Annotated in this window: 14 protein-coding genes, 11 tRNA genes and 3 rRNA genes; 25 read left to right on the plus strand and 3 right to left on the minus strand. The window is 53.5% G+C overall.

Annotated features, from left to right (window positions below):
- Positions 1–8 precede the first annotated feature (8 nt).
- Complete coding sequence (locus tag BJQ97_RS01560; protein WP_160155250.1) at positions 9–626, minus strand: rhomboid family intramembrane serine protease; 618 nt, start codon at positions 624–626, stop codon at positions 9–11.
- A gap of 113 nt (positions 627–739) precedes the next feature.
- On the opposite strand from BJQ97_RS01560, the gene acpS reads away from it, so the two are divergent.
- The 6 genes from acpS to BJQ97_RS01590 all read left to right on the plus strand — a co-directional run bounded on the left by acpS (position 740) and on the right by BJQ97_RS01590 (position 7,003).
- The gene (gene acpS / locus BJQ97_RS01565) at positions 740–1,129 is read left to right on the plus strand and encodes a holo-ACP synthase (protein ID WP_160155251.1); all 390 of its coding nucleotides are present in this window, start codon (positions 740–742) and stop codon (positions 1,127–1,129) included.
- 79 nt (positions 1,130–1,208) lie between these two features.
- Entirely contained in the window at positions 1,209–2,222 is a 1,014-nt protein-coding gene (locus BJQ97_RS01570) for a LolA family protein (protein ID WP_160155252.1), read from the plus strand.
- A gap of 248 nt (positions 2,223–2,470) precedes the next feature.
- The gene (gene alr / locus BJQ97_RS01575) at positions 2,471–3,625 is read left to right on the plus strand and encodes an alanine racemase (protein WP_160155253.1); all 1,155 of its coding nucleotides are present in this window, start codon (positions 2,471–2,473) and stop codon (positions 3,623–3,625) included.
- A 126-nt stretch (positions 3,626–3,751) separates the two neighbouring features.
- Positions 3,752–4,033 (plus strand): CopG family ribbon-helix-helix protein, encoded by a 282-nt coding sequence (locus BJQ97_RS01580; protein WP_013144044.1) that lies wholly within the window; start codon positions 3,752–3,754, stop codon positions 4,031–4,033.
- Between the two features lie 4 nt (positions 4,034–4,037).
- Positions 4,038–4,388, plus strand: coding sequence for a type II toxin-antitoxin system endoribonuclease NdoA (gene ndoA / locus BJQ97_RS01585; RefSeq protein WP_003253417.1), 351 nt, complete (start codon positions 4,038–4,040; stop codon positions 4,386–4,388).
- 449 nt (positions 4,389–4,837) lie between these two features.
- Complete coding sequence (locus BJQ97_RS01590) at positions 4,838–7,003, plus strand: Tex family protein (RefSeq protein ID WP_160155254.1); 2,166 nt, start codon at positions 4,838–4,840, stop codon at positions 7,001–7,003.
- A gap of 18 nt (positions 7,004–7,021) precedes the next feature.
- Here the strand turns inward: BJQ97_RS01590 and cmpA are convergent, their stop codons facing one another.
- Positions 7,022–7,135: a cortex morphogenetic protein CmpA gene (gene cmpA / locus BJQ97_RS01595; RefSeq protein ID WP_013144046.1), complete on the minus strand. Its 114-nt coding sequence runs from the start codon at positions 7,133–7,135 to the stop codon at positions 7,022–7,024.
- 89 nt (positions 7,136–7,224) lie between these two features.
- Here cmpA and BJQ97_RS01600 point away from each other — a divergent pair, with 89 nt between their 5' ends.
- The 19 genes from BJQ97_RS01600 to tsaD all read left to right on the plus strand — a co-directional run bounded on the left by BJQ97_RS01600 (position 7,225) and on the right by tsaD (position 17,635).
- The gene (locus tag BJQ97_RS01600; RefSeq protein ID WP_160155255.1) at positions 7,225–7,674 is read left to right on the plus strand and encodes a SprT family protein; all 450 of its coding nucleotides are present in this window, start codon (positions 7,225–7,227) and stop codon (positions 7,672–7,674) included.
- Between the two features lie 501 nt (positions 7,675–8,175).
- Positions 8,176–8,250: transfer RNA gene (locus BJQ97_RS01605), tRNA-Asn, on the plus strand.
- A 7-nt stretch (positions 8,251–8,257) separates the two neighbouring features.
- Positions 8,258–8,350 (plus strand) — tRNA-Ser (locus BJQ97_RS01610).
- 19 nt (positions 8,351–8,369) lie between these two features.
- Positions 8,370–8,441 (plus strand) — tRNA-Glu (locus BJQ97_RS01615).
- 32 nt (positions 8,442–8,473) lie between these two features.
- A tRNA-Asp gene (locus BJQ97_RS01620) sits at positions 8,474–8,549 on the plus strand.
- A gap of 14 nt (positions 8,550–8,563) precedes the next feature.
- A tRNA-Gln gene (locus BJQ97_RS01625) sits at positions 8,564–8,638 on the plus strand.
- A gap of 20 nt (positions 8,639–8,658) precedes the next feature.
- Positions 8,659–8,734 (plus strand) — tRNA-Lys (locus BJQ97_RS01630).
- 5 nt (positions 8,735–8,739) lie between these two features.
- Positions 8,740–8,821 (plus strand) — tRNA-Leu (locus BJQ97_RS01635).
- 15 nt (positions 8,822–8,836) lie between these two features.
- Positions 8,837–8,919: transfer RNA gene (locus tag BJQ97_RS01640), tRNA-Leu, on the plus strand.
- A gap of 76 nt (positions 8,920–8,995) precedes the next feature.
- Positions 8,996–9,072, plus strand: a tRNA-Arg gene (locus tag BJQ97_RS01645).
- Between the two features lie 4 nt (positions 9,073–9,076).
- Positions 9,077–9,150 (plus strand) — tRNA-Pro (locus BJQ97_RS01650).
- Between the two features lie 169 nt (positions 9,151–9,319).
- Positions 9,320–9,393 (plus strand) — tRNA-Gly (locus BJQ97_RS01655).
- A gap of 190 nt (positions 9,394–9,583) precedes the next feature.
- Positions 9,584–11,140, plus strand: a 16S ribosomal RNA gene (locus BJQ97_RS01660).
- A gap of 326 nt (positions 11,141–11,466) precedes the next feature.
- Positions 11,467–14,395, plus strand: a 23S ribosomal RNA gene (locus BJQ97_RS01665).
- A 274-nt stretch (positions 14,396–14,669) separates the two neighbouring features.
- Positions 14,670–14,786: ribosomal RNA gene (rrf, locus tag BJQ97_RS01670) — 5S ribosomal RNA — on the plus strand.
- Together the 16S, 23S and 5S rRNA genes with 11 tRNA genes alongside form the textbook arrangement of a ribosomal RNA operon.
- 231 nt (positions 14,787–15,017) lie before the next feature.
- The gene (tsaE, locus tag BJQ97_RS01675) at positions 15,018–15,476 is read left to right on the plus strand and encodes a tRNA (adenosine(37)-N6)-threonylcarbamoyltransferase complex ATPase subunit type 1 TsaE (protein ID WP_160155256.1); all 459 of its coding nucleotides are present in this window, start codon (positions 15,018–15,020) and stop codon (positions 15,474–15,476) included.
- Positions 15,473–16,213, plus strand: coding sequence for a tRNA (adenosine(37)-N6)-threonylcarbamoyltransferase complex dimerization subunit type 1 TsaB (tsaB, locus tag BJQ97_RS01680; RefSeq protein WP_160155257.1), 741 nt, complete (start codon positions 15,473–15,475; stop codon positions 16,211–16,213). Before tsaE ends, tsaB begins: the two co-directional genes overlap by 4 nt.
- Positions 16,173–16,625: a ribosomal protein S18-alanine N-acetyltransferase gene (rimI, locus tag BJQ97_RS01685; protein ID WP_160155258.1), complete on the plus strand. Its 453-nt coding sequence runs from the start codon at positions 16,173–16,175 to the stop codon at positions 16,623–16,625. The genes tsaB and rimI overlap by 41 nt, the downstream gene beginning before the upstream one ends.
- Positions 16,622–17,635, plus strand: a complete 1,014-nt coding sequence (tsaD, locus tag BJQ97_RS01690; RefSeq protein ID WP_160155259.1) for a tRNA (adenosine(37)-N6)-threonylcarbamoyltransferase complex transferase subunit TsaD — start codon at positions 16,622–16,624, stop codon at positions 17,633–17,635. The genes rimI and tsaD overlap by 4 nt, the downstream gene beginning before the upstream one ends.
- A 375-nt stretch (positions 17,636–18,010) precedes the next feature.
- Here tsaD and BJQ97_RS01695 read toward each other — a convergent pair whose 3' ends face one another.
- Positions 18,011–19,936 (minus strand): ABC-F family ATP-binding cassette domain-containing protein, encoded by a 1,926-nt coding sequence (locus BJQ97_RS01695; protein WP_160155260.1) that lies wholly within the window; start codon positions 19,934–19,936, stop codon positions 18,011–18,013.
- Between the last annotated feature and the right edge of the window lie 57 nt (positions 19,937–19,993).

A 19,993-nucleotide genomic window follows, 5' to 3' on the forward strand; every position in this document is an offset into this window, starting at 1 on the left:
CCGTTTTTTCATAGCTGAGGCATGTAAAACGACGGCCGCTCGGGGTGGATGGACAAAAAAGGGGCAAGCAGGCCGCCGACGGCGAAGCCAAATAGATGGGCCAATCCATTCCCATCTGGTGTCATGATGCCAAGCAGCAAATGAACCGCCATGACCGAAAGCAGCAGCTGGGCGTGGCGGGAGGTGACTAAGTCTCGGCGGAATAGGGCGAGATAGCTGTACATGCCAAACAAGGCGAAAATGGCGCCCGACGCCCCGACATGGGTGTACAGCGGCGGCAGAAGGAATAAAGTGGCGACATTGGCGCCGATACCGCCTCCGATATACAGAAACAAAAACTTTCTTTTCCCAAGTGCGCGCTCTAACCAGGGGCCAAACAGCCATAAGGACAAACTGTTGGCGGCCATATGGTGGAAATCGCGATGCAGCACGATTGGGCTGACAAGCCGCCAGTACTCCCCATGGCGGATAGCGCCGTTCGTCCCGACGGTGTATTGCCAAATGGGTTCAAGCGCTGTCAAGGGAAGAGAAAACAACAGCCATGCGGCGATATGGACCAATAATAAGCCAGCAACGACGGGATAAAGGCGGACGAATGAGCGGACATCGCTTGCATGTTGAAACACGGGTCGGTCTCCCTTCTTCGCGGAAATGGGGCGTTTTTTATAAGCTATCTTATGCGGGTCTCTCATAAAAAATTTGTCCGACTATCAGGGCGGATAGGATAGGTGAGGACGCAGTGATCGTCGGCATTGGCATTGACATTGTAGAGTTGGAACGGATCCGCTCCCTTCTTGAGCGGAGCCGCAAATTTCCAGAGCGCATTTTGACGCCGCGTGAAAAAGCGCAGTTTAGCGAGTTGCCGCCTGCAAGACAGGCAGAGTTTCTCGCCGGGCGATTTGCGGCGAAAGAAGCGTACGCCAAAGCGCTCGGAACGGGGATCGGGCGGCATCTATCGTTTCAAGACATCGAGATCGTTTCCGATGAGCACGGAAAGCCGAGCATTGCTGCCCGCCGCGATGGCGAGACGGTTCATCTGTCCATTTCCCATAGCCGCGATTACGCCGTCGCCCAAGTCGTCATTGAGCGTCTTGGACTGATCACGCCGGCTGATGCTTGCCATGGCTAGTCTGCATATTCCCGAAAGTTGTCTCATATATTGTAGTGCATGGGCAGAAACCGATATATGAGGCAAAGGGGTTGAAGCGATGGGCAGAAACGTGCTGAAGGCGTTGGTCGGCATCATTTTTCTGTTTGCTTTGGCTGGCTGCGGGTCGAAATCGCAGGAAGAGGTGCTGAAGGCGCTTGATGAAAAGATCGATGAGATGACGGGCTATCAGGCTGAGGCGAAAATGACGTTCCGCACCGGTGAGAAGCCGCAAGTGTATCATGTCGAAGTGTGGCACAAGCAGCCGTCTTACTACCGCGTCAGCTTGAAAAATGCCGACAAAAGGCAAAGCCAAATGATTTTGCGCAATGACGAAGGGGTGTTCGTCTTCACGCCGGCGCTCAACAAAACCTTCAAGTTTGTGAGCGATTGGCCGAAAAACAGCAGCCAAGCGTATTTGTACGAATCGCTCGTCAAAGACATTTTGATCGATTCCAAGGCCAAGTTTAAAGCGACGAAAGACTACTATGTGTTCGAGACAAAAACGAACTACCCGAACAGCGAAGTCGTTCCTACCCAAGAGATTACGTTGCGCAAAAAAGATTTGGCGCCCGTCTCGGTCAAAGTGATGGATACGGACCGGAAAGCGCTGTTGACGGTCGAGTTTTCCAACGTCGAGTTTAACAAAAAGTTTGATGATGATGCGTTTGATACAAAGAAGAACATGACTGGAGCGCGCCTTGAGGTGCCGACGATGGCGGAAGGAAAAGAGCAAGTGATGGCCGTTATGTACCCGAGCCAGCTTCCGAAAGGGGTTCAAGCGCTTGAGGAAAAAGAAGTGAAAGGTGAAAACGGCACGCGCGTCATTATGACCTTTGGCGGCAAAAAATCGTTTACGCTCGTGCAAGAAAAAGCGGATGTGCTTCCGGCGACAAGCATGCCAGTGCTTGTCAACGGCGACCCAGTTGATTTAGGATTCACCATTGGCGCCCTCACCGACCGAACGTTGACATGGTGGTACAATGGAGCGGAGTTTACGCTCGCCTCGGACGATTTGACGCCGGAAGAAATGGTGATGGTCGCCGGCTCAGTGCAAGAAAGAGCAGCAAAATGACAGTGCGGTTTTGCGAACAGGCGGCTCTCCGCATTGAAGCGGAGAAGCTGCTTTTTGTTTTTGTGCAGAAGCTGGGAAGGCAGGCCAGTGGACGAATCGTTGCGATCTCCAATGTTTCCCGCCGTTTTTCTCACTTTTCCGCTGCTTATCCTATTCCTTCTTCCCCGGGAACATGGTAAACTAAAAAAGGAATCCAATCGATTCAAACGCTTTCAAATTGGCTATGACTAGAAAGGCAGCGAGAGAGGATGGACGAGTTTCACCGCGATACGTGGGTGGAAATTGATTTGGACGCCATTTACGACAACGTCGCGAATTTGCGTTGCTTTTTGCCGGAGGGTACGCAAATTATGGCCGTTGTCAAAGCGAACGCCTACGGGCACGGCGATGTCCAAGTGGCGGCAACGGCGCTCGAAGCGGGCGCTTCCCGCTTGGCCGTCGCCTTTTTGGACGAGGCGCTTGCCTTACGGAAGAAAGGCATCGATGCCCCGATTTTAGTGCTTGGGGCGTCTCGTCCCGAGGATGTGGCGTTGGCCGCCGAACACCGCATCGCCTTAACTGTGTTTCGCTCTGATTGGCTCGAGAAGGCGTCATCGCTGTATAACGGTCCGACCCCGATTCATTTCCATTTAAAGATGGACACGGGGATGGGGCGGCTTGGGGTGAAAGACGAAGAGGAGACAAAGCGAATAGCAGCCTTGATCGATCGCCATCCGCCCTTTGTGCTTGAAGGGGTGTATACTCATTTTGCGACCGCTGATGACGTGAATACGGAGTACTTTTCGTATCAATACGCCCGCTTTTTGCATATGCTTGACTGGCTGCCGTCGCGGCCGCCGCTTGTTCATTGCGCCAACAGCGCGGCGGCCCTTCGTTTTTCCGATCGAGCGTTCAACATGGTTCGCTTTGGCATTTCAATGTACGGGCTCGCCCCATCGCCGGACATCAAGCCGTTCCTTCCATACGAATTGAAAGAGGCGTTTTCGCTCCATAGCCGCCTTGTACACGTCAAAAAACTGCGACCAGGCGAAAAGGTGAGCTACGGTGCGACGTACACTGCGCAGACGGAAGAGTGGATCGGCACGATTCCCATCGGTTATGCGGACGGCTGGCTGCGAAGGCTGCAACACTTTCATGTGCTTGTTAGCGGGCAGCGGGCGCCGATTGTCGGCCGCATCTGCATGGATCAATGCATGATCCGCCTGCCGGAGCCGTTGCCTGTCGGAACGAAGGTGACATTAATCGGTCGCCAAGGGGACAAAGTCATTTCCATCGATGATGTCGCCCGCCATTTGGATACGATCAATTATGAAGTGCCGTGCACGATCAGCTACCGGGTGCCCCGTATTTTTTTCCGAAATAAGCGTATAATGGAAGTGAGAAACGCCGTTGGCCGCGGATGAAGCGATGCATAATCTGCTTCGGAAGACAAAGGATAGAAAATGGAGAAATGACTTTGCAGCGCCGTTGTTTAATGGTATCATGAAGTGGAAGCAATCAATGGCTGCAGTTCGTGGAGGTGTATATTTGTGTCGGAATCTGGCGCAACAACGGAAATCGTCGTTCGTTTGCCGCAGTCGCTGCTGACAGAACTGGACGTGCTCGTAAAGCAGGAAAACGGCAACCGCAATGAACTCATTTATCAAGCGACGAAAATGTACATTCGCGAGCGGAAGAAACGGCAAATTCGCGAGGCGATGAGACGAGGCTACATGGAAATGGCGAAAATCAATTTATCTATCGCTTCTGAAGCGTTTCATGCTGAATACGAGGCCGACCACACCGTTGAACGCTTAGTTAGCGGGGGGTAATGCTTTGATTGTCAAACGTGGCGACGTGTATTTTGCGGACCTTTCCCCGGTTGTTGGCTCGGAGCAGGGCGGCGTGCGCCCCGTGTTGGTGATCCAAAACGATATCGGCAATCGTTTTAGCCCGACGGTGATTGTCGCGGCGATTACGGCGCAAATCCAAAAAGCGAAGCTGCCGACGCATGTCGAGATTGACGCGAAACGCTATGGGTTTGAACGCGATTCGGTCATTTTGCTTGAGCAAATTCGCACGATCGACAAGCAACGGCTGACCGATAAAATCACTCATTTGGACGATGAAATGATGGATAAAGTCGATGAGGCGCTGCAAATTAGCTTAGGACTGATCGACTTTTGATGGAGCGAAAAACCTTTGTTTCGGCATAACAGCGAACAGGAGAAGAGAAACGGCGTTTTCGGTTGCCAACGGGCGGCCGAGCGGATGGGGAAAGCGGCGTTGACGTGCGGCATCGGTCTAGGTTATGTTCACGCTAATGGCGTGAGATGGGCAGATCGGCCTCACGAAACGGTCTGTCCCTCCATTTTCATCTATGTATACTGTTTCACAAAGCAGCTGCGTACAGGCAGCGCTTTTTTTATCATCCTAAACCGAAAAGATCCCCACTTCCACGCGTGAGCGTCAGTGGGGGATGGAATCGGTATCTTTCGTCGCTGAACCGTGGGACGTACGGAGATGGCTTAGTTAACAGCCCGCCGTGAGGAGGGTGTTCCCAAGAACCTTCCGCATCGAAACGCAAATGTAGGCGGGAGAGGGTTCAAGTCCAATATCATTAAGGAGGGAATCGTTTGGCTAACGAACAGCGGCTCATTGAAGTAATTGCCGCCGAGCAGCAGCTGGCAACGAAGCAAGTCGAAAACGTCATCGCACTCCATCAAGAAGGAAACACGATCCCGTTTATTGCCCGCTATCGGAAAGAAATGACCGGGGCGCTCGACGAAGTGCAAATTCGCGAAGTGCTTGAGAGATGGGAGTATTTGCAACATTTAGAACAACGGAAAGAAGAAGTGCTCCGCCTCATTGATGAGCAAGGGAAGTTGACGGAAGAGTTAAAACACGAAATTATGGCGGCCACGAAGCTGCAGCAAGTGGAAGATTTATACCGCCCATACCGGCAAAAACGACGCACGAAAGCAGCGATCGCGAAAGAGAAAGGGCTTGAGCCGCTTGCGGACTGGCTCCTTTCATGTCCGTCAGCCCCGAATCCCGAAGAGCAGGCCAAGAGGTTCATCAACGAAGAAAAAGGAGTCGCAACCGTTGAAGAGGCGCTGCAAGGGGCGAAAGATATCATCGCCGAAAAAGTGGCAGATGACGCTGCTCTTCGTCAATGGGTGCGCGACGAGACGCGGCGGAAAGGAACGATTGCTTCGGTTGCCAAAGCGCCGGAAAAGGACGAAAAGAATGTGTACGAAATGTACTACGACTACGAGGAACCCCTCTCTAAAATCGTTCCGCACCGCGTGTTGGCGTTAAACCGCGGCGAAAAGGAAGAGGTGCTGCGCGTCTCGATCAAGGCGCCTGTTGAGGACATCATTCGCTATTTGCGGCGAAAAACAGTCGCTGATGAATCGTCCCCGGCCGCTCCCATCGTGGCAGAAGCGATCGAGGACGGATACAAGCGGCTGATGGAGCCTGCCATTGAACGGGACATCCGCAACGAGTTGACGGAAAAAGCGGAGGAGCGGGCTATTCATATTTTCGCTGAAAACTTGCGCAAACTGCTTCTCCAGCCGCCGCTCAAAGGAAAAACGGTGCTCGGCATCGATCCAGCCTATCGGACTGGGTGCAAGCTCGCCGTTGTCGACGAAACGGGGAAACTGCTTCGCATTGATGTGATCTATCCGCATCCGCCGCAAGAGCGAAAAGAAGAGGCGCGCGCGAAACTTCTTTGCCTGCTTGACGACTATCACGTTGATATGATCGCTATTGGCAACGGAACAGCATCTCGGGAAACCGAACAGTTTGTCGCCGACACGCTCAAGCATGTGCAGCGCGACATCTTTTACTTAATCGTCAACGAGGCCGGAGCGAGCGTCTATTCGGCGTCCGACCTTGCACGCGCTGAGTTTCCCGACCTGCAAGTCGAAGAGCGGAGCGCCGTCTCGATCGCACGCCGCGTCCAAGACCCGCTCGCCGAGCTTGTCAAAATCGATCCAAAATCGGTCGGCGTCGGCCAATACCAGCACGATGTGTCGCCAAAAAAGCTTGCCGAGTCGCTTCGCTTCGTCGTCGAGACGGTCGTCAACCAAGTCGGCGTCAACGTCAACACCGCCTCCGTCTCTCTGCTTCAGTACGTGTCCGGGCTCACGAAAACCGTTGCAGAAAACATCGTCAAGCGCCGCGAAGAGCAAGGGAAATTCCGCAACCGCGAAGAGCTGAAAACAATTCCTCGGCTCGGAGCGAAAACGTACGAGCAGTGCATCGGCTTTTTGCGCATCGTTGATGGCGACGAACCGCTCGACCGCACGCCAATTCACCCCGAGCGGTACGCGGAAGTGAAGCAACTGTTGCGTAAGTTAGGATTTACGACCGCCGCCATTGGCAGCGACGAACTTCGCCAAGCGCTACAAGCCATCGAGACCGAAATGGTGGCTGCCGAGCTCGGCATCGGAGAACTGACGTTGCGCGACATCATTGACGCGTTGTGCCGCCCAGAGCGCGACCCGCGCGACGAGCTACCCAAGCCGCTATTACGCAAAGATGTGTTGAAGATGGAAGATTTGAAGCCAGGCATGGAGCTGGAAGGAACTGTGCGCAACGTCGTTGACTTCGGCGCCTTTGTCGACATTGGGGTTAAACAGGATGGGCTCGTGCACATTTCGAAGCTAAGCAAACAATACGTGCGCCATCCGCTCGATGTCGTCTCGGTGGGCGACGTCGTCAAAGTATGGGTCGAACATGTCGATGTGGCGAAGGGAAGAATATCGCTGTCGATGGTGCCGCCGAAAGAGTGAAATGGAGAAAGCACTGCCTTAGGAGCAGTGTTTTCTCCGATAAAAAAACCAGCATTGGTTCAACAGTTTAATTTGCTCACGGTTTTTCTCGTAGTAGGCTCGTCTCATCTGATTTTTCAGCCATGTAGGCAAAATCAGTCACCTCCCTGACAGTGGAAAGGTAATATATATGTATGTGGTGGTGAATTGTCCTGTGCCAAAAGATGAAGGAGAGACCCACCATGGACCAAAAGCAGCTGCAAGCCCTTGTCGAACAAATTTCCATTCGCGTGTTCGGCAAGCCGTTCCGCCATACCGCTTTCTTCAACCCGCGTTTGCGCACCACCGGCGGGCGCTACATGCTGCAAACGCACAACATTGAGCTCAATAAAAAACATTACGAGCAGTTCGGCGAGGAAGAATTGATCGCCATCATCAAACACGAGCTTTGCCATTACCACTTGCACCTTGAGGGAAAAGGCTACCGCCACCGCGACCGCGACTTCCGCGAACTGCTGCAAAAAGTGGGGGCGCCTCGCTATTGTCGCCCGCTTGCTGGAAATACAAAAGCGTCGAAAACGATCTACACATACATTTGTACGTCCTGCGGCCTCACCTACCGCCGCAAAAGACGGATCAACATAGACCGTTATGTTTGCGGGCGCTGCCGAAGCAAGCTCAAACTATCCTAGACTCCCATGACAGAAAAATTTGGTTGCCATCGGAAGGATGAAAATATCTCTATGTCGAATATTGCGATTTTACACATTTTGCAGTTTAGGTATTTTCAGAGTAGATGCAATTTGAAGCGTTAACATTTGCAGCTTTTACATAGTGTCAAATAGCCCCGGCATTTGATCGACTGTCGGGCGATTGAACAACGCCGCTTTCAGACCCGTGCATAGGTCTGAAAGCGGGGGTTTTTCGGTCTTTCGTCAAGACTTGGTGTTCGTCAGTCGAGAAAAGAGACAAGCTGTCTTTTCGTCAAGAATATGTTAAACTATAATGTCCAGTCAACGCCAATAATCAAACAAAACATTTTGCGGAAAAAGGTTGACAATCAAGATGATCATGTGCTAAATTATAAAAGCCGTCGCTAAACGGCGGAAAACAGTAGAGCAAGTTGCGGGAAAACGTATTGACAAACGACAAGTTGCTCAATATAATAAACAATGTCGATTGTCAAACATCATTCCGCAATAGCTCAGCGGTAGAGCAACCGGCTGTTAACCGGTAGGTCGTAGGTTCGAATCCTACTTGCGGAGCCATTTCTTTGGAGAAGTACCCAAGTGGCTGAAGGGGACGGTTTGCTAAACCGTTAGGTCGTGGCTTTACGGCGCGCGGGTTCAAATCCCGCCTTCTCCGCCACTCCGATGCGTATATGCGTGGCCCGTTGGTCAAGTGGTTAAGACACCGCCCTTTCACGGCGGTAACACGGGTTCGAATCCCGTACGGGTCACTGAATAGCGCGGGGTGATCCCCGCGATTTGTGGTCCCGTAGTGTAGTGGTTAACATGCCTGCCTGTCACGCAGGAGATCGCGGGTTCGAGTCCCGTCGGGACCGCCATTGCACTAAATCGCTGGGCCATAGCCAAGCGGTAAGGCAACGGACTTTGACTCCGTGATGCGCTGGTTCGAATCCAGCTGGCCCAGCCATTTTTATGTGTTACATATATGAGCCATTAGCTCAGCAGGTAGAGCATCTGACTTTTAATCAGAGGGTCGGAGGTTCGAGTCCTCCATGGCTCACCATATTAGCGGGTGTGGCGGAATTGGCAGACGCACCAGACTTAGGATCTGGCGCCTCACGGCGTGGGGGTTCAAGTCCCTCCACCCGCACTGATTAGTCAATATGCGGTCGTGGCGGAATGGCAGACGCGCTAGGTTGAGGGCCTAGTGGGGGCGACCCCGTGGAGGTTCAAGTCCTCTCGACCGCATTTTTTAGATAAACTATTGACAGCAACACAGTGAGTTGCTAAAATGAAATCCGTCTCTTTGGTGCAATAATCTATTGCGCTCGTAGCTCAATTGGATAGAGCATCTGACTACGGATCAGAAGGTTAGGGGTTCGAATCCTCTCGAGCGCGCCATCATCGGGAAGTAGCTCAGCTTGGTAGAGCACATGGTTTGGGACCATGGGGTCGCAGGTTCAAATCCTGTCTTCCCGATTTTGTTAAGCTAAATATTATGCGGATGTAGTTTAGTGGTAAAACCTCAGCCACGAGCCTTCACTTCTCCGAATACGCTTCGAGTTGCCCCGACGCATCTAGCTTCTTTGAATCGACTGGAAGAGGAAGGGGCATGAAAGAGTGTGGTGGATGTTTAGTCAAAAAATATGCGGGTGTAGTTTAGTGGTAAAACCTCAGCCTTCCAAGCTGATGTCGTGGGTTCGATTCCCATCACCCGCTCCAAGAGCCCATAGAGTTACTTCGTTCCTTGAAAACTGAACGAAACGAAGCGCAATAGAAAAGCGGAGGCGAGCGTTTCGCCGCGACGGGCAAATGTTCTTCGCCTGCAGGGATTTCTAATCCCGAAGGCGAAGGTTATTTGACCCCGAGCGGCGGCGAGCCGAAGCTGGATCATGCAGGAAGTAATCCACTTTCTTTGGAGAGTTTGATCCTGGCTCAGGACGAACGCTGGCGGCGTGCCTAATACATGCAAGTCGAGCGGACCGGACTGGAGCTTGCTCTAGTTTGGTCAGCGGCGGACGGGTGAGTAACACGTGGGCAACCTGCCCGCAAGACCGGGATAACTTCGGGAAACCGGAGCTAATACCGGATAACACCGAAGACCGCATGGTCTTCGGTTGAAAGGCGGCGAAAGCTGTCACTTGCGGATGGGCCCGCGGCGCATTAGCTAGTTGGTGAGGTAACGGCTCACCAAGGCGACGATGCGTAGCCGGCCTGAGAGGGTGACCGGCCACACTGGGACTGAGACACGGCCCAGACTCCTACGGGAGGCAGCAGTAGGGAATCTTCCGCAATGGGCGAAAGCCTGACGGAGCGACGCCGCGTGAGCGAAGAAGGCCTTCGGGTCGTAAAGCTCTGTTGTGAGGGACGAAGGAGCGCCGTTCGAAGAGGGCGGCGCGGTGACGGTACCTCACGAGGAAGCCCCGGCTAACTACGTGCCAGCAGCCGCGGTAATACGTAGGGGGCGAGCGTTGTCCGGAATTATTGGGCGTAAAGCGCGCGCAGGCGGTCCCTTAAGTCTGATGTGAAAGCCCACGGCTCAACCGTGGAGGGTCATTGGAAACTGGGGGACTTGAGTGCAGGAGAGGGGAGCGGAATTCCACGTGTAGCGGTGAAATGCGTAGAGATGTGGAGGAACACCAGTGGCGAAGGCGGCTCTCTGGCCTGCAACTGACGCTGAGGCGCGAAAGCGTGGGGAGCAAACAGGATTAGATACCCTGGTAGTCCACGCCGTAAACGATGAGTGCTAAGTGTTAGAGGGGTCACACCCTTTAGTGCTGCAGCTAACGCGATAAGCACTCCGCCTGGGGAGTACGGCCGCAAGGCTGAAACTCAAAGGAATTGACGGGGGCCCGCACAAGCGGTGGAGCATGTGGTTTAATTCGAAGCAACGCGAAGAACCTTACCAGGTCTTGACATCCCCTGACAACCCAAGAGATTGGGCGTTCCCCCTTCGGGGGACAGGGTGACAGGTGGTGCATGGTTGTCGTCAGCTCGTGTCGTGAGATGTTGGGTTAAGTCCCGCAACGAGCGCAACCCTCGCCTCTAGTTGCCAGCATTCGGTTGGGCACTCTAGAGGGACTGCCGGCGACAAGTCGGAGGAAGGTGGGGATGACGTCAAATCATCATGCCCCTTATGACCTGGGCTACACACGTGCTACAATGGGCGGTACAAAGGGCTGCGAACCCGCGAGGGGGAGCGAATCCCAAAAAGCCGCTCTCAGTTCGGATTGCAGGCTGCAACTCGCCTGCATGAAGCCGGAATCGCTAGTAATCGCGGATCAGCATGCCGCGGTGAATACGTTCCCGGGCCTTGTACACACCGCCCGTCACACCACGAGAGCTTGCAACACCCGAAGTCGGTGAGGTAACCCGTTTCGGGAGCCAGCCGCCGAAGGTGGGGCAAGTGATTGGGGTGAAGTCGTAACAAGGTAGCCGTACCGGAAGGTGCGGCTGGATCACCTCCTTTCTAAGGAGAAAAGCGGAGGCTGTTAATAGCCGACTTTACCAATTCATTGCGCTTTCGTTTCGTTCAGTTTTGAGGGAACGAGTCATGTTCTCTCAAATGTTTTGCGTCTGCGTCTACAAGCGGATTCAGAGAAGCCGAATTCCTCGACGCAAGACTGCAGAGAAGCAAATTCAAGCAACAGCTTCGTTTGCGTCTGCGTCTACCAGCCGGTTCAGAGAAGCTGGATTCCTCGACGCAAACCAGCGAAGAAGTGAATTCAAAGAAGCTACTTCGTTCCTTGAAAACTAGATAACCGATTGACACAAGGAAGAAGCCGAGACGCTTTAGGTTAAGCTAGAAAGGGCGCACGGTGGATGCCTTGGCACTAGGAGCCGATGAAGGACGGGGCAAACGCCGAAACGCTCCGGGGAGCTGTAAGCAAGCGTAGATCCGGAGATGTCCGAATGGGGGAACCCACTGTCCGTAATGGGGCAGTATCCATGCCTGAATCCATAGGGTATGGAGGGCACACCCGGGGAACTGAAACATCTTAGTACCCGGAGGAGAAGAAAGCAAACGCGATTCCCTGAGTAGCGGCGAGCGAAACGGGAACAGCCCAAACCAAGAGGCTTGTCCTCTTGGGGTTGTAGGACCGCTCACGACGGGAGTGAGAAAGGAACGGGGTAGACGAACCGGTCTGGAACGGCCGGCCGGAGAAGGTGAGAGCCCTGTAGTCGAAACTTCGTTCCCTCCCGAGCGGATCCTGAGTACGGCGGGACACGAGGAATCCCGTCGGAAGCAGGGAGGACCATCTCCCAAGGCTAAATACTCCCTAGTGACCGATAGTGCACCAGTACCGTGAGGGAAAGGTGAAAAGCACCCCGGGAGGGGAGTGAAAGAGAACCTGAAACCGTGTGCCTACAAGTAGTCAGAGCCCGTTGATGGGTGATGGCGTGCCTTTTGTAGAATGAACCGGCGAGTGACGATGGCGTGCGAGGTTAAGCCGAAGAGGCGGAGCCGCAGCGAAAGCGAGTCTGAAGAGGGCGTTTAGTACGTCGTCGTCGACCCGAAACCAGGTGATCTACCCATGTCCAGGGTGAAGGCCGGGTAACACCGGCTGGAGGCCCGAACCCACGCACGTTGAAAAGTGCGGGGATGAGGTGTGGGTAGGGGTGAAATGCCAATCGAACTTGGAGATAGCTGGTTCTCCCCGAAATAGCTTTAGGGCTAGCCTCGGGTTTAAGAGTGTTGGAGGTAGAGCACTGATTGGGCTAGGGGCCCAAACCGGGTTACCGAACCCAGTCAAACTCCGAATGCCAACGACTTATGCCCGGGAGTCAGACTACGAGTGATAAGATCCGTGGTCGAGAGGGGAACAGCCCAGACCGCCAGCTAAGGCCCCGAAGTGCACGTTCAGTGGAAAAGGATGTGGAGTTGCAAAGACAACCAGGATGTTGGCTTAGAAGCAGCCACCATTTAAAGAGTGCGTAATAGCTCACTGGTCGAGTGGCTCTGCGCCGAAAATGTACCGGGGCTAAACGTGCCGCCGAAGCTGCGGGATGACCGTTGGTCATCGGTAGGGGAGCGTTCTAAGGGCAGAGAAGCCAGACCGGAAGGACTGGTGGAGCGCTTAGAAGTGAGAATGCCGGTATGAGTAGCGAAAACAGAGGTGAGAATCCTCTGCGCCGAAAGCCTAAGGGTTCCTGAGGAAGGTTCGTCCGCTCAGGGTTAGTCGGGACCTAAGCCGAGGCCGAAAGGCGTAGGTGATGGACAACAGGTGGAGATTCCTGTACCACCTTCTTCCCGTTTGAGCGATGGGGGGACGCAGGAGGATAGGGCGAGCAGGCGGCTGGAAGAGCCTGTCCAAGCCGTGAGGCTGATCCGCAGGCAAATCCGCGGGTCGCTAAGGCCAAGCGGTGACGGCGACGGAGCATTCCGGAAGTCCCTGATTCCACACTGCCAAGAAAAGCCTCTAGCGAGGGAAGAGGTGCCCGTACCGCAAACCGACACAGGTAGGCGAGGAGAGAATCCTAAGGCGCGCGGGAGAACTCTCGTTAAGGAACTCGGCAAAATGACCCCGTAACTTCGGGAGAAGGGGTGCTCTTTCGGGTGAAGAGCCTGGAAGAGCCGCAGTGAAAAGGCCCAAGCGACTGTTTATCAAAAACACAGGTCTCTGCGAAGCCGAAAGGCGACGTATAGGGGCTGACACCTGCCCGGTGCTGGAAGGTTAAGGGGAGCGCTTAGCGGAAGCGAAGGTGCGAACCGAAGCCCCAGTAAACGGCGGCCGTAACTATAACGGTCCTAAGGTAGCGAAATTCCTTGTCGGGTAAGTTCCGACCCGCACGAAAGGTGTAACGACTTGGGCGCTGTCTCAACGAGAGACCCGGTGAAATTATACTACCTGTGAAGATGCAGGTTACCCGCGACAGGACGGAAAGACCCCGTGGAGCTTTACTGCAGCCTGATATGGAATTTTGGTATCGCTTGTACAGGATAGGTGGGAGCCTGGGAAGCCGGAGCGCCAGTTTCGGTGGAGGCGGCGGTGGGATACCACCCTGGCGGTATTGAAATTCTAACCCGCACCCCTTAGCGGGGTGGGAGACAGTGTCAGGCGGGCAGTTTGACTGGGGCGGTCGCCTCCCAAAAGGTAACGGAGGCGCCCAAAGGTTCCCTCAGAATGGTTGGAAATCATTCGGAGAGTGCAAAGGCACAAGGGAGCTTGACTGCGAGACGGACAGGTCGAGCAGGGACGAAAGTCGGGCTTAGTGATCCGGTGGTTCCGCATGGAAGGGCCATCGCTCAACGGATAAAAGCTACCCCGGGGATAACAGGCTGATCTCCCCCAAGAGTCCACATCGACGGGGAGGTTTGGCACCTCGATGTCGGCTCATCGCATCCTGGGGCTGTAGTCGGTCCCAAGGGTTGGGCTGTTCGCCCATTAAAGCGGTACGCGAGCTGGGTTCAGAACGTCGTGAGACAGTTCGGTCCCTATCCGTCGCGGGCGGAGGAAATTTGAGAGGAGCTGTCCTTAGTACGAGAGGACCGGGATGGACGCACCGCTGGTGTACCAGTTGTCCCGCCAGGGGCACCGCTGGGTAGCTATGTGCGGACGGGATAAGCGCTGAAAGCATCTAAGCGTGAAGCCCCCTCAAGATGAGATTTCCCACCGCGTGAAGCGGGTAAGATCCCTCGAAGATGACGAGGTCGATAGGTCCGAGGTGGAAGCGTGGCGACACGTGGAGCTGACGGATACTAATCGATCGAGGGCTTGACCTAACGAGAAAAGTGGAAGCGCCGCGGTCAGCTCTCGATGCCAAATGTTCTTCACCCGCAGGGGTGCTTGCACCCCGAGGGGGAAGGTTATTTGGCAGAAGAGAGCTAGGCGCTGGAACTGGACAACAAGAAAAGCGGCGGCGAGCCGGAGCTGGACAACGAAAAGCGCAGGCTTGCGGCTTCTTCCGACGGTTATCTAGTTTTGAAGGAATGAATTTCCTTCTTGACATTGTTTATTTTTCAAGTATAATAAATGATGTCAAAATCAAAATGCTTGCCTAGTGGCTATGGCGGAGGGGAAACACCCGTTCCCATCCCGAACACGGAAGTTAAGCCCTCCAGCGCCGATGGTAGTTGGGGCCAGCGCCCCTGCAAGAGTAGGTCGCTGCTAGGCTATTCATTTACCAGGGAGTCACACACGCCTCATTCCCTTTTTCTTTTTTAGGGGTGATTGCGCAACAGGGCGATCTGCCAGCGAGCCAAAGGGCTGCGCGGGGTCGTCCTTTTTGTTTTTCCTTTTTCCTTATGTCTATTTTTGGTTTTGAAAGTGGCGGCAAGATGTTCGGATATGATACAATTTCAAAAGCAAGAGCGAAGATGATAAAGTGGGATAAGGTGGAATAAAATGGGGAAAGTTGAACTTTTGGTGCATTCTCCAGAAGAAACGAAGTCGGTGGCCCGTCGGTTGGGTGAACATCTTGAGCCAGGAATGGTCATCGCGTTAGAAGGCGATCTCGGAGCGGGAAAGACGACGTTTACGAAAGGTCTTGCCGAAGGATTGAACATTACGCAAACGGTCAATAGCCCAACGTTTACGATTATTAAGCAATATGATGGACGGCTTCCGCTTTATCATATGGACGTATATCGACTTGAAGATGAATGGGAGGATCTTGGATTTGACGAATATTTTTCCGGCGATGGCGTCACGGTTGTCGAATGGGCGCATTTGATCGCCGGCCAGCTGCCTGAGGAACGGCTGACCGTTTCCTTGTTTCATCGAGGCGGCGATGAGCGGTTGCTTTGCTTTGTGCCGTCGGGTGAGCGTTATGAACAGTTGTGCAAGGAGATTTTTGCGTCATGAAAGTATTAGGAATTGATACATCGAATATGCCGCTTGGCATTGCTTTGGTGGATGGAGATGTCGTGAAAGGGGAATTTATCACCAATGTTAAAAAAGATCATTCGTCTCGGGCGATGCCAGCTATTGAGTTGTTGCTTCAACGATGTGACGTTGCTCCAAAAGATCTCGATTTAATCGTTGTAGCCAAAGGGCCGGGGTCGTATACCGGGGTGCGGATCGGCGTGACGATTGCGAAAACGCTTGCTTGGTCGCTCGGTATTCCGATCGCCGGGGTGTCGAGCCTTGAGGTGCTCGCCGCCAATGGCCGTTATTTTCCTGGGGTGATCGTTCCGCTGTTTGACGCACGGCGCGGACAAATTTACACCGGGCTTTATCGCTACGAAGGCGGTGCCCTCCGTTGCCTTGAGGAGGACCGGATTGTGGCGGCGGATGAGTGGGCGCGTCGGTTGAGCAAGCGGGAAGAGGATGTATTGTTCATTGGTGCGGATGCACCGCTATATCGTGATTTGTTTCGAAGTCATTTAGGCGAGCGGGTTCACGTGGCCCCGCCGTCTTTGGCGTTGCCGCGTCCGAGCGAGTTGGTGATGCTAGGCAAACAAAAAGAGCGTGAGAACGCCCATGTGTTTGTGCCGAACTATCTCCGCCTTGCCGAGGCGGAGGCGAAATGGCTTGCCAAACAAAAAGGGGAACAGAACGATGGGGATCCATGTTCAATTTCGGCCAATGACCATTCATGACATTGATGAAGTCGTGCAAGTCGAGCGGGCATCGTTTACTTCGCCTTGGAGCCGTGAATCGTTTTACAACGAGCTTATGTACAACCGCTATGCCAAATATATCGTCATGATGTACAACGGGCGGATCATCGGGTATGGTGGGATGTGGCTTGTCATCGATGAGGCGCATGTGACGAATGTAGCTGTGTTGCCGCAGTTTCGTGGGCAAAAGCTTGGTGAAGCGCTCATGCGACGCTTGATGGACATGGCCAGGCAGCACGGGGCGGCGACGATGACGCTTGAGGTGCGTGTGTCCAATCATGTTGCCCAGTCGCTGTACCGAAAGCTTGGATTTCGCAATGGAGGCATTCGCAAACGGTATTATCCGGATAACTTTGAAGACGCGTTAGTCATGTGGGTGAAGCTGAGATGAATGAAGACGTATATGTATTAGGCATTGAAACGAGCTGTGATGAAACGGCGGCGGCAGTCGTGAAAAACGGAAGAGAGATTTTATCGAATGTAGTGGCGTCACAAATGGAAAGCCATCGGCGATTTGGCGGCGTCGTGCCGGAAATTGCTTCTCGCCATCATGTGGAGCAAATTACGCTCGTGATTGAGGAAGCGATGCAGCAGGCCGGCGTATCGTTTGCGGGCCTTGATGCAGTGGCGGTGACGGCCGGGCCGGGGCTTGTTGGGGCGCTTCTTGTAGGGGTGAATGCGGCGAAAGCGTTGGCGTTTGCCTATGGACTGCCGCTTATTGGGGTGCATCATATCGCCGGTCATATTTACGCCAATCAATTAGTGGCTGAAATGAAGTTTCCACTGTTGGCGCTCGTCGTTTCGGGCGGTCATACGGAACTAGTGTACATGAAGGAGCATGGGAATTTTGCGGTGATCGGCGAAACGCGCGATGACGCTGCCGGTGAAGCGTATGACAAGGTGGCTCGGGCTTTAGGCCTTCCATACCCAGGAGGCCCGCACATCGATCGGCTGGCCCATGAGGGTGAGCCAGTGATTGATTTGCCGCGAGCATGGCTTGAGGAAGGTTCGTATGATTTCAGCTTCAGCGGCTTGAAGTCAGCTGTACTCAATGCGCTCCACAACGCGAAGCAGCGCGGCGAGGAGATCGATCCGAGGCTGATGGCTGCGAGCTTTCAGGCCAGCGTCGTCGATGTGTTAGTGACGAAAACCGTGCAGGCGGCAAAGGAATACCGCGTGCGGCAAGTGTTGCTCGCCGGCGGGGTGGCGGCCAACCGTGGGTTACGGGACGCACTGCAGAATAAAATGAAAGAGCTCCCCAATGTAGAGCTTGTCATCCCGCCATTGTCGCTGTGCACCGACAATGCGGCGATGATTGCGGCGGCGGGAACGGTGTTGTACCAACAAGGAAAGCGGGCGGACTTGGCACTCAATGCCAATCCAAGCTTGCCGCTTGTCTAGGAAGAACTGGTTTTGCGCTGTTCTTTCATTAAATCACCAGCCTTCCAGGCAGTTGGGGTTGGGCTGAAACGAGAGAGACACCGAAGGGCGATCCGTTTGCGGCAGACAAACGGTCCGTCCTTTTTGTTTTAGTGTGAAAAAGTTTGTGTATATTTTTATCCACAAATCTGTGGGCAATGTGGAAAAAGCGGTAAAACACTATCAACATAAGAAAAGCAATACACATCGATTTTTGTGCAAAAGGAAAATGTTTTTTGTGGATAATGTGGGAAAGTTGGTGAATAACTTATATTCCAAGGTAGAAATTGTGGATTGTTTTGTGGATAATGTGACTAAGTAAAGAACAACCCGCCTCTAGTTTCGGCGGGTTGTCGGTTATAGTGAAGTATAAAGCTGTTCCCATTCGGCCAATAACGTTTCGACTCGCTGCTTCCGCTTTTCGTTTTCTTGCGTCAATCGTTGCATCGCTTCATAGTCGCCGTAAACCGATGGATTGCAAAGTTGCTGCTCGATCTCAGCGATTTGTGCTTCAAGCGCTGCAATCTCGGCTTCGATTTCATCCAAGCGGCGTTGGCGTTGGCGCCGCCGTTTTTTTTCCTCTTTTTCTTGCTCGTACGCCGTTTTGGCCGAATCACTGGCCGTTTCTGTCGGGCGGGCGTTCAGGAGAGCCAGTTCGCGCATTTCTTCTTTTTTGGTGATGTAGTAATCATAGTCGCCTAAGTATTCGGTTAGGCCGTCGCTGGAAAGCTCAAACACCTTCGTTGCGATTCGGTTGATGAAATAGCGGTCGTGGGAAACGAACAAAATCGTTCCCGGGTAGTCGATGAGCGCTTGCTCGAGCACTTCTTTGCTGTCGAGGTCTAGATGGTTTGTCGGTTCGTCCAACAGAAGGACATTTGCTTTTTGCAGCATCAGCTTGGCGAGCGCCAGGCGTGCTTTCTCCCCGCCGCTTAAAGCGGAGACCGGTTTTAAAGCGTCATCGCCGGAAAAGAGGAAATTGCCGAGCACAGTGCGAATTTCTTTTTCTGTCTTTTCGGGGTAGGCGTCCCACAGCTCGTCAAGCACCCGTTTGTTCGATGACAAATCAGCTTGATCTTGATCGTAATAGCCGATTTGGACGTTTGCGCCGTAGCGGAGCTCTCCCGCTTGGATCGGGAGCTTTTGGGCGATCGCCTTCAGCAATGTCGACTTGCCGATGCCGTTCGGTCCGACTAGGGCGACACTTTCGCCGCGCGTGATGCGGAAGCTCACTTGGCGGATGATGGGTGCACCGTCGCCATAGCCAACAGCTATGTCTTCAGCCGTGAGCACTTCATAGCCGCTCGGCCGAGCGATCGAGAACGAAAAGGAGGCTGATTTTTCATCGCCGACAGGCCGCTCGAGACGTTCTATTTTTTCCAGTTGCTTTCGCCGACTTTGCGCCCGTTTGGCCGTCGAGGAACGAGCGATGTTGCGCTGGATGAAGTCTTGAAGTCGGGCGATTTCTTCCTGCTGTTTCTCGTACCGTCTTAACTCTTGTTCGTATTGCTCGGCCCGCAACTCCAAATAGCGGCTGTAGTTGCCAGCATAGTGTTTAAGCGTGGCATTCGACAGTTCGTATACGTCGGTGACGATTTTGTCTAAAAAGTAGCGGTCATGGGAAACAACCAGGACGGCACCGGGATAGGCTTGCAAGTACTGCTCTAGCCAGGCGAGCGTCTCAAGATCCAAATGGTTCGTCGGCTCGTCCAAAATCAATAAATCCGGCTTGGACAACAGCAATTTCCCAAGGGCGAGACGCGTCCGCTGTCCGCCGCTTAACGACGAGACGGGCGTTGTTTTATAATCATATGAGGAAAACTGTAGCCCGTGCAAAACGGATCGGATGTCGGCTTCGTATTGGTAGCCGCCTTGGTCTTTATATTGTTCTTGCAGTTCGTCATACGTTTTGAGTGTTTTTTTATAGCGGGCTGGATCGGCGAGCACATTCGGGGCGCCGAGTTGCATGCTGAGTTCGGCGAGCTGTTTTTCGAGTCCTAGAAGCGGGGTGAATACCTCAAGCATTTCGTCCCAAATGGAACTCGGAGAGTCGAGCCCGCTGTTTTGCGCCAAATAGCCGATTTTGATATGGTTTGGTTTGATGATTTTGCCGCTGTCGAAAGAGAGTTCACCGGCGATGATTTTCAACAATGTCGACTTTCCCGCTCCGTTGCGGCCGACAAGGGCAATTCGGTCGCGGGACTGTATTTCTAGTTTTATATTCGATAAAATAAGGTCAGCGCCGAAATATTTCGTGAGCCCGTGCACTTGCAAAATGATCATGTCATTTCACCTCGCGAATAGTTTAACGTAAGTCGCGGAAACGGTCAAAGACGAATG

This window comes from Geobacillus sp. TFV-3, from assembly GCF_009901865.1.
GTDB classification, from domain to species: domain Bacteria; phylum Bacillota; class Bacilli; order Bacillales; family Anoxybacillaceae; genus Geobacillus; species Geobacillus thermoleovorans_A.